Here is an 8,005-nt window from a genome sequence, read left to right as displayed (position 1 = left end):
CGGACGTACCGCTGGTGTACCAGTTGTTCCGCCAGGAGCACCGCTGGGTAGCCAAGTACGGAAGGGATAAGCGCTGAAAGCATCTAAGCGCGAAGCCCCCCTCAAGATGAGATTTCCCACGGCGCAGGCCGGTAAGACCCCTGGAAGATGACCAGGTCGATAGGTTCGGGGTGGAAGCGCGGCAACGCGTGAAGCTGACGAATACTAATCGGTCGAGGGCTTATCCTGATCCATCTCCGGCATCTCGCCCACATTCGCATCCGGTTTTCAGGGTGCAAGCGGGGGAACCGCGGCCCTTGCGGCGGTAAAGCCCCTGTCATATGGCGGCATAGCTCAGTTGGCTAGAGCGTACGGTTCATACCCGTGAGGTCGGGGGTTCGAGGCCCTCTGCCGCTACCATATCCGGAGGCTTAGCTCAGCTGGGAGAGCATCTGCCTTACAAGCAGAGGGTCGGCGGTTCGATCCCGTCAGCCTCCACCATGATTGAAATCTGAATATCGCGGAGCCGTGGTGTAGAGGCCTAACATGCCTGCCTGTCACGCAGGAGATCGCGGGTTCGAATCCCGTCGGCTCCGCCATCCCTTTTCAACAAGGCTCGGTAGCTCAGTTGGTAGAGCAGAGGACTGAAAATCCTCGTGTCGGCGGTTCGATTCCGTCCCGAGCCACCATGTTCGCACCCTGGCGTTTGTTTATCCTGGAGGGTTAGCGAAGTGGCCAAACGCGGCAGACTGTAAATCTGCTCCCTGACGGGTTCGGTGGTTCGAATCCATCACCCTCCACCACTTCAACGATTCAGGCCTCCCGCATGATTGCGGGAGGCCTTTTCGCATGTTCATGCCGGTGCATCGTGGCCCGCCGGTTTTAGCAGGGCGACATCAGGGCAAGCTATGGCCAGATGGAACCGTCAAATCGGGGTGGGACGATGCTGCTTGCGGTCATCAGCGCATTGGTTGCGTTCGGTGCCGTGCTGGCGATCGTGCCGTACGTGACGCGGTTCGCGCTGCGGCACGGTTATGTGGACATGCCGGGGCCGCGCAAGGTGCATGCCGCGCCCGTACCGCTGCTCGGCGGCGCCGCAATCTACGCGGCGACCGCGGGGGCCATGCTACTGTTCGGCGGAAACACGCCCCTCTCGGTCGCGCTCGCGGTTGGCGGGCTGCTCGTCGTATTCATCGGTCTGCTTGACGATACGGCGAAGGCGAAGGGGTACGAATTTCCGATCTGGCCCCGCGTGGTCGTCTATCTGGCGGCCGCGTTCGTGCCGGTGCTGCTCGACATTCGCATTCTCGGCCTGTCCGCGCCCGGTCTGGACGGCATGATCATGCTGCCGGAGTGGGCTTCGGTCGCGGCGACCGTCGCGTGGATCTTCGCGCTTACGAATATGATCAATTTCATCGACGGCGTGGACGGGTTGGCCGCCGGTGTCTCCATGATCTCGTCGCTTACGCTGTTCCTGACGGCCGTGATCCGGGATCAGCACGACACGGCGATGCTGGCGCTCATCCTGTTCGGCGCGTGCGCCGCTTTTCTCGCCTACAACTTCCATCCCGCCCGCATCTTCATGGGGGATGCGGGTGCGGCCTTCATCGGCTATGCGCTTTCGCTGATCGCCGTGGAAGGATCGTTCAAAAAGGCGACGCTGATCACGATTCTGGTTCCGATGCTGGCGCTCGGCGTTCCGATCATGGACACGATCGTCGTCATGGCGCGCAGGCTCGCCGACGGCCGCGGGCTGCACAAGGCGGACAATCTCCACACGCACCACGCGCTGATGCGGTGGGGGCTCACCCAGATTCAGACCGTCTCGTTCCTTTATCTGCTCTCCATCGTGTTCGCTCTGCTGTCGATCGTGCTGCTGCTCGCCTGGGGCGCGTAACCGCCCGCCGTTCATTTCGACGCGAGCCCGGTTCTTGCGAATATCCGACAGGGCAGGATGTTCAACGATCGTGACCGGGCAATACGGATTTGACGAGGACAGGCTAATAATCAACATTGCCGAAATCATCATGCCGCAGGCCCGGCTGACAGACAACGCTCCGGATGTGCTACAATAACCTTAATTCGGGTGTCGATTGGGAGCGTTGCAATGGATTCGTACCGGAAAACGAGACTGGAAACGCTGCTCGGCGCGCCGATCGTGACGGCAAGGCCCGGAGCCGTCGAAACGGACGCCGCCCGGCCGGCCTCCGATGCCGGGCCTGACGGGACGGTCCGGAGCGGCAGCCGGATCCGGCTGCCGGACGGCCGGATTCGGCTCATCGTGCACGCCGCCCGGGATCGCGTGGAATACGTCGATCTTCAGCCGGGCGAGCTGACCGGACGCGAGGAACTGTTGCTCGAATGGCTGCTTGAGGAGCTGGATCGTGCGGACGAGCCGGACGAAGGACCGGAGCGGCCGTCGGATCGGGATATGCGCCGGCTCGGCGAGTGGATTCAGGAGCGGATCGCCGCGGGTCGCCTGAAGGCGGTCGTCCCCGACGATCTCAACCCGGACGGCAGGCTCAGCGCCGAATGGATCCCGTTCCTGCTGCTGGTCGACCACGGGGCGCGGGCGAGCGACGGGGAGCTGGAGAAGCTGCTCCTGGCCTACCTCGAGACGGACGTCCTGCTTGTGCCGCTGCGCGAGCAGGAATGGCTGATCCTGGCGCCGGCCGCGCTGCTCGACGGTGAGGGCGTCGATGAGACGCCGGAGGAGCTGCTGGAGGGCATCGCCCGCGGCATGCACGACATGCTGGCGGACGAATGGCTCGGCGAAAACCATATCGCGGTCTCCCATCCGATCGAACCGGCGGAGGCGATCGTCGAGACGGTGCATCTGCTGCGCGAGACGGTGGCGCTCGGGCGCCGTTTTCACCAGGGCGACACGGTCCATGTCCCCTGGAACATCCATCTCGAGCGGCTGCTCAGCAGCGTGCCGGACGAACAGCGGCTTCGCTTCATCGAGGAGGCCGCCAGCCGCACGGAGCTGCTGTTCGAGCCGGAGATGGTGACGACGCTGGAGACGTTTTTCGCGATGAACTGCAACGTGAGCGATACGGCGAAGCAGCTGTTCATCCACCGCAACACGCTGCTGTACCGGTTGGACAAGCTGAAGCAGGAGACCGGTCTGGACGTACGTCTGTTCCGGGATGCCGTGCTGGTGAGGATCCTTCTGCTATTGTACAAAATAACGAAAAGAAGGACGTGATTTTTGTAGGGTTTGTGCATTTTCTTGGGCACCTGCGGTGCGCTAAGATGGTGGTAGCATTCCATTCAAGGGCTTAGGGGGAAGAGAGCATGGCAGGCGTACGTCTGGAACACGTCTACAAACGCTATCCCGGCTCCGAGGTACCGGCGGTCAAGGACTTCAACCTCGACATCAAGGACAAGGAGTTCCTCGTCCTCGTCGGCCCGTCCGGCTGCGGCAAGTCGACGACGCTGCGGATGATCGCAGGGCTCGAGGAAATCTCGGAAGGCAAGCTGTACATCGGCGACCGGCTCGTGAACGACGTCGCGCCGAAGGACCGGGACATCGCGATGGTGTTCCAATCCTACGCGCTGTACCCGCACATGAACGTCTATCAGAACATGGCGTTCGGTCTGAAGCTGCGGAAGTTCAAGAAGTCCGAAATCGACAAGCGGGTCCGCGAGGCAGCGAGAATCCTCGATATCGAGCACCTGCTGGACCGGAAGCCGAAAGCGCTCTCCGGCGGTCAGCGGCAGCGCGTTGCGCTCGGCCGTGCCATCGTCCGCGAGCCGCAGGTGTTCCTGATGGACGAACCGCTCTCCAACCTGGACGCGAAGCTGCGCGGACAGATGCGCGCGGAAATCTCGAAGCTCGCGAAGCGGCTTGAGACGACCGTCATCTACGTCACGCACGACCAGATCGAAGCGATGACGATGGGCGACCGGATCGTCGTCATGAAGGACGGCGTCATCCAGCAGGCGGACACGCCGGAGACGCTGTACAATCATCCGATCAACATGTTCGTCGCCGGCTTCATCGGATCGCCTTCGATGAACTTCATCAAGGGTGGACTCTACGAGCGCGACGGCGCCGTGCACTTCAAGGCGGATGGTCTCGATGTCGTGCTGACGGAGGGCAAGGCGTCGATCATCCGCGAGAAGGGCTATGTGAACAAGGAAGTCATCCTGGGCGTCCGTCCGGAAGACTTCCATGACGAGCCGATCTTCCTGGACGCGTCGCCGAACAGCATCGTCTCGGCGATGGCGGAAGTCGTGGAAAACCTCGGTCACGAGAAGAACGTCTACCTCGCCGGCCTCGGCAGCGATACCGTCATCGCGCGTCTCGATGCCCGCTCCGACGTGAAGGAAGGCGCGAACGTCAAGCTCGCGATTGACATGAACAAGATTCATATCTTCGATCCGGAGACGGAGCTGAACGTGTTCGAGAACTGATCCGGAGGATCTGCGGTACGCAATGCAAGCCGCCCCTTAGGGGCGGCTTTTGCTGTTGTCCGGACGGCCCGCGTTGCGCAAAGCCATCCGATCGGTTACGATGGTAAAGGGCGGCAGGCGGAAGCCTCCGGGCTTCACGTCAGCATCAGGGCCGCGACACGGCAGGCGGCAAGGAGGACAGGACGTTGGCAAAGTCCGTCAAAGTATCCGTATTGGTCAAGCAATACCAACTGGAAGTCGTGGCGGGGGCGGAGGGTCTGAACCGCACCATCACGGTGGACGACCTGCATCGCCCCGGCCTTGAGATGGCGGGATATTTCGATCATTATCCGGGCGAACGCATCCAGATTCTCGGCCGCACCGAGCTGACATTTTTCCAGACGCTCGATCCGGAGATCCGGAAGGACCGGATGCGCCGGCTCTGCCGCGACGAGACGCCGTGCATCATCGTGACGCGCGGACTTGACGTGCCGGAGGAGCTGATCGAGCAGGCCAACCTGAAGAAGATTCCCGTGCTTCGCTCCTCGATGGCCACCACCTACCTGATCAGCAAAATGACCGGCTTCCTCGAGCAGAAACTGGCGCCGACCGCGACGATTCACGGCGTGCTGGTCGACGTGTACGGCATCGGCATGCTCATCACCGGTTCCAGCGGCATCGGCAAGAGCGAGACGGCGCTGGAGCTGGTCAAGCGCGGCCACCGGCTCGTCGCCGATGACGCGGTCGAGATCATTCAGACGTCGGACGGGCATCTGTACGGCTCCGCTCCGGAGCTGATCCGCTATCTGCTGGAAATCCGCGGCCTGGGCATCATCAACGTGATGACGCTGTTCGGCGCCGGCGCGATCCGGACGCAGAAGCGGATCGAGATGGTCATCCGGCTCGAGAACTGGCAGCAGGAGAAGCAGTACGACCGCCTCGGGCTGGACGAGGAGATGACCCGCATCATCGATACCGACGTGCCGCTGGTCACGATTCCGGTCCGGCCGGGCCGGAACCTCGCGGTCATCGTCGAGGTGGCGGCAATGAACTACCGGCTGAAGCGGATGGGATACAACGCCGCGCTCCAATTCACGAACAAGTTGACGGAGACCATCGCCGAAGACGTGGATGACTTCGAATGAGGGGGCGGACGGCTACATGCAGTCTTTCGCACTGGCGATTGATCCGGTCCTGCTTCGGCTCGGGCCGATCAATCTGACCTGGTACGGCACGATCATCGGCTTCGGGGCATTGCTCGGCCTCGTCTTTGCGATCCGGGAAGGGCGCAGGTTCGGCATCACGTCGGATCTGTTCATGGATCTGATGCTGATCGGCACGCCGTGCGCGCTGATCGGGGCGCGCGCCTACTATGTGGCGTTCCAGTGGGAGCATTACCGGGACAACCCCTGGGAGATCTTCGCGATCTGGCACGGCGGGATCGCGATCTACGGCGCGCTGATCGGCGCCGTCTTGAGCGGCGGCATCTACGTCGTCGTGAAGGGATATCCGTTCTGGCGGATGGCCGACATCTGCGCGCCGTCGTTTCTGATCGGTCAGATGATCGGCCGCTGGGGCAACTTCGTCAACCAGGAAGCGTACGGCGGCCCCGTCGAGGAATCGTTCCTCCGGAATACGCTTCATCTGCCGGATTTCATCGTCAATCAGATGTACATCGAAGGCATGTACCGCCACCCGACGTTCCTGTACGAGTCGATCTGGAGTTTCCTGGGGATCGTGCTGCTGTTCGTGCTTCGGCGTCAGGCGTTCGTGAGGGCGGGCGAAATTTTCCTCGGCTACATCATCTGGTATTCGACCGGACGGTTCTTCATCGAAGGCCTCAGGACCGACAGCCTCGCCTTCAAGGGCCCGGACTGGCTGGCTTCGCTGCTGAACGGACTCTGGTCGCCGATGACCGCCCTGTTCGAGCAGGGGGATCTCGATCCGAATTACGGCAATGTGCGCACGTCGCAGCTGCTCGCCGTCCTGCTCGTGCTGGGGTGCGTCGCGCTCATCGTGTACCGACGCCTGAGCGGCGCCGCGAAGGAGCGGTATGCCGACCCGATCGTCGTGCGGCGGCCCGAAGGCCCGGTCGAGCTGCCGCTGACGGGGAAGCCGCGCGGGGATCGGGAGCCGGCGGACGAGCGGCGCGACGGCGCGGACGGCGAGCCGGAGGCGGATGGAGCGCCGGCCATGGGAAGCCCGAAACGGCGGGAGGCGGACGATGCGCAGGCCGCGGGAAGCCCGGACCGGCGGGATCGCGCGGCGGCCGGCGGTCCGGAACGACGGGAGAAGGATGCGCCCGGGACGCCGGAAGACGGGGAGCGGCCGGCGAACAAAGCACGGTCCGATGCAGCGGACGGCATGAAAGGAACGCAGCACGATGACGACGCGAATGGAAGCCGTTCTGTTTGATCTGGACGGGACGATTCTCGATACGAACGAACTGATCATCCGTTCCATGTTCCATGCGCTGCGCGGCGTGGTGCCGCCGGAGTTCGGCCGGGAGCACATCATTCCGCACATGGGCAAGCCGCTGAGGGAGCAGCTTCGGCTGTTTAGCGGCCGGGATGATGTCGAGGATCTGGTCAAGGCGTACCGGGAATACAATCTGCGCGAACATGACGCGCTGGTGAAGGCATTCCCGCATGTGGCCGAGGTGCTGGAGCGGCTCAAGGCGGAGGGGCTCAAACTCGGCGTCGTCACGACGAAGTGGCGGATGACGGCGATGCTCGGCATGAAGCTGACGGGCATCGACGGCTACATGGATACCGTCGTGTCGCTCGACGACGTGGCGCATCCGAAGCCGCATCCCGAACCGGTGCTCAAAGCGCTCGGGGCGCTCGGCGCAAGCCCCCGCCGGACGCTCATGGTCGGCGACAGCCCGGCCGACATGGAGTCGGCCGTCGCGGCCGGGGCCGTGCCGGTCGGCGTCGCCTGGTCGCTCAAGGGCGAACGCGTGCTGCTGGACGCGGGCGCGCAGCACATCATCCGCGACATGCGTGACCTGTACGAACTTGCGGGATTGGAGCGGGGGGCGCCGTGAGGAAGCTGGAGCGCTATCCGGTCGAGGGACCGAATTCGCTGTGGCAGGTGTACAAGACGGTCAGCCGGATGAAGGCGGTGCGGAATTTCATTTTCATCCAGCTGGCCCGCTACTCGCCTTCACTTCCGTTCAAGAACTGGATCTACCGGCGGGTGCTCGGCATGAAGGTCGGCCGGCATACGGCGTTCGGCCTCATGGTGATGGTGGATGTCTTCTTTCCCGAACGAATCAGGGTCGGCAACAACACGATCATCGGTTACAACACGACGATACTCGCGCATGAGTATCTGATCGATGAATACCGGCTCGGGGACGTTGTGATCGGAGACAACGTGATGATCGGCGCGAACGTGACGATCCTGCCCGGCGTGACGATCGGCGACGGCGCCGTCGTCGCGGCCGGCTCCGTCGTGCACCGGGACGTGCCGCCCGGTGCGTTCGTCGGCGGCAATCCGCTGCGGGATCTCCGGAAGGACGCGGGAGCGGACGCCGACGGGCGTTCGGAAGAAAAAAATTAGAAACCGGCGCAACGTCCCGCCGCCCCTTGCGTCATATGTTACAAGGGCATGCGCTGCGACGGGG

Annotated in this window: 7 protein-coding genes, 5 tRNA genes and 1 rRNA gene; all 13 read left to right on the top strand. The window is 63.1% G+C overall.

All coding sequences use genetic code 11. The annotated features are described in order from the left end of the window. Positions 1-228 (top strand): 23S ribosomal RNA (locus A9Z00_RS13535); the annotation flags it as partial. Positions 229-322: 94 nt separating this feature from the next. Continuing rightward, positions 323-399, top strand: a tRNA-Met gene (locus A9Z00_RS13530). 5 nt (positions 400-404) lie between these two features. Then, positions 405-480: transfer RNA gene (locus A9Z00_RS13525), tRNA-Val, on the top strand. Positions 481-501: 21 nt separating this feature from the next. Further along, a tRNA-Asp gene (locus A9Z00_RS13520) sits at positions 502-578 on the top strand. Between the two features lie 14 nt (positions 579-592). Next, positions 593-668 (top strand) — tRNA-Phe (locus tag A9Z00_RS13515). A gap of 28 nt (positions 669-696) precedes the next feature. Next, a tRNA-Tyr gene (locus tag A9Z00_RS13510) sits at positions 697-782 on the top strand. A 140-nt stretch (positions 783-922) separates the two neighbouring features. Further along, positions 923-1,876, top strand: coding sequence for an MraY family glycosyltransferase (locus A9Z00_RS13505; RefSeq protein ID WP_367189600.1), 954 nt, complete (start codon positions 923-925; stop codon positions 1,874-1,876). A gap of 210 nt (positions 1,877-2,086) precedes the next feature. Continuing rightward, positions 2,087-3,187, top strand: a complete 1,101-nt coding sequence (locus A9Z00_RS13500; protein ID WP_296978477.1) for a PucR family transcriptional regulator — start codon at positions 2,087-2,089, stop codon at positions 3,185-3,187. An 89-nt stretch (positions 3,188-3,276) separates the two neighbouring features. Continuing rightward, positions 3,277-4,398, top strand: a complete 1,122-nt coding sequence (locus A9Z00_RS13495) for an ABC transporter ATP-binding protein (RefSeq protein ID WP_296978474.1) — start codon at positions 3,277-3,279, stop codon at positions 4,396-4,398. A 185-nt stretch (positions 4,399-4,583) separates the two neighbouring features. Beyond that, on the top strand, positions 4,584-5,522 hold the full coding sequence (gene hprK / locus A9Z00_RS13490) for an HPr(Ser) kinase/phosphatase (protein ID WP_296978471.1): 939 nt from the start codon (positions 4,584-4,586) through the stop codon (positions 5,520-5,522). A 16-nt stretch (positions 5,523-5,538) separates the two neighbouring features. Next, entirely contained in the window at positions 5,539-6,792 is a 1,254-nt protein-coding gene (gene lgt / locus A9Z00_RS13485; RefSeq protein ID WP_483316316.1) for a prolipoprotein diacylglyceryl transferase, read from the top strand. Continuing rightward, positions 6,761-7,423, top strand: a complete 663-nt coding sequence (ppaX, locus tag A9Z00_RS13480) for a pyrophosphatase PpaX (RefSeq protein WP_296978468.1) — start codon at positions 6,761-6,763, stop codon at positions 7,421-7,423. Before lgt ends, ppaX begins: the two co-directional genes overlap by 32 nt. Continuing rightward, on the top strand, positions 7,420-7,941 hold the full coding sequence (locus A9Z00_RS13475) for an acyltransferase (protein WP_296978466.1): 522 nt from the start codon (positions 7,420-7,422) through the stop codon (positions 7,939-7,941). The genes ppaX and A9Z00_RS13475 overlap by 4 nt, the downstream gene beginning before the upstream one ends. Positions 7,942-8,005: the final 64 nt, after the last annotated feature.

This window comes from Thermobacillus sp. ZCTH02-B1 (assembly GCF_002159085.1).
In the GTDB taxonomy this organism is placed as follows: Bacteria; Bacillota; Bacilli; order Paenibacillales; family Paenibacillaceae; genus Thermobacillus.
This window is presented reverse-complemented; position numbering and strand designations above follow the sequence as displayed.

Excerpts from the sequence above, each read along its gene's own strand:
- lgt (WP_483316316.1), top strand. The coding sequence starts at position 5,539 with ATGCAGTCTTTCGCACTGGCGATTGATCCGGTCCTGCTTCGGCTCGGG.
- ppaX (WP_296978468.1), top strand. The coding sequence starts at position 6,761 with ATGACGACGCGAATGGAAGCCGTTCTGTTTGATCTGGACGGGACGATT.
- A9Z00_RS13495 (WP_296978474.1), top strand. The coding sequence starts at position 3,277 with ATGGCAGGCGTACGTCTGGAACACGTCTACAAACGCTATCCCGGCTCC.
- A9Z00_RS13505 (WP_367189600.1), top strand. The coding sequence starts at position 923 with ATGCTGCTTGCGGTCATCAGCGCATTGGTTGCGTTCGGTGCCGTGCTG.
- A9Z00_RS13500 (WP_296978477.1), top strand. The coding sequence starts at position 2,087 with ATGGATTCGTACCGGAAAACGAGACTGGAAACGCTGCTCGGCGCGCCG.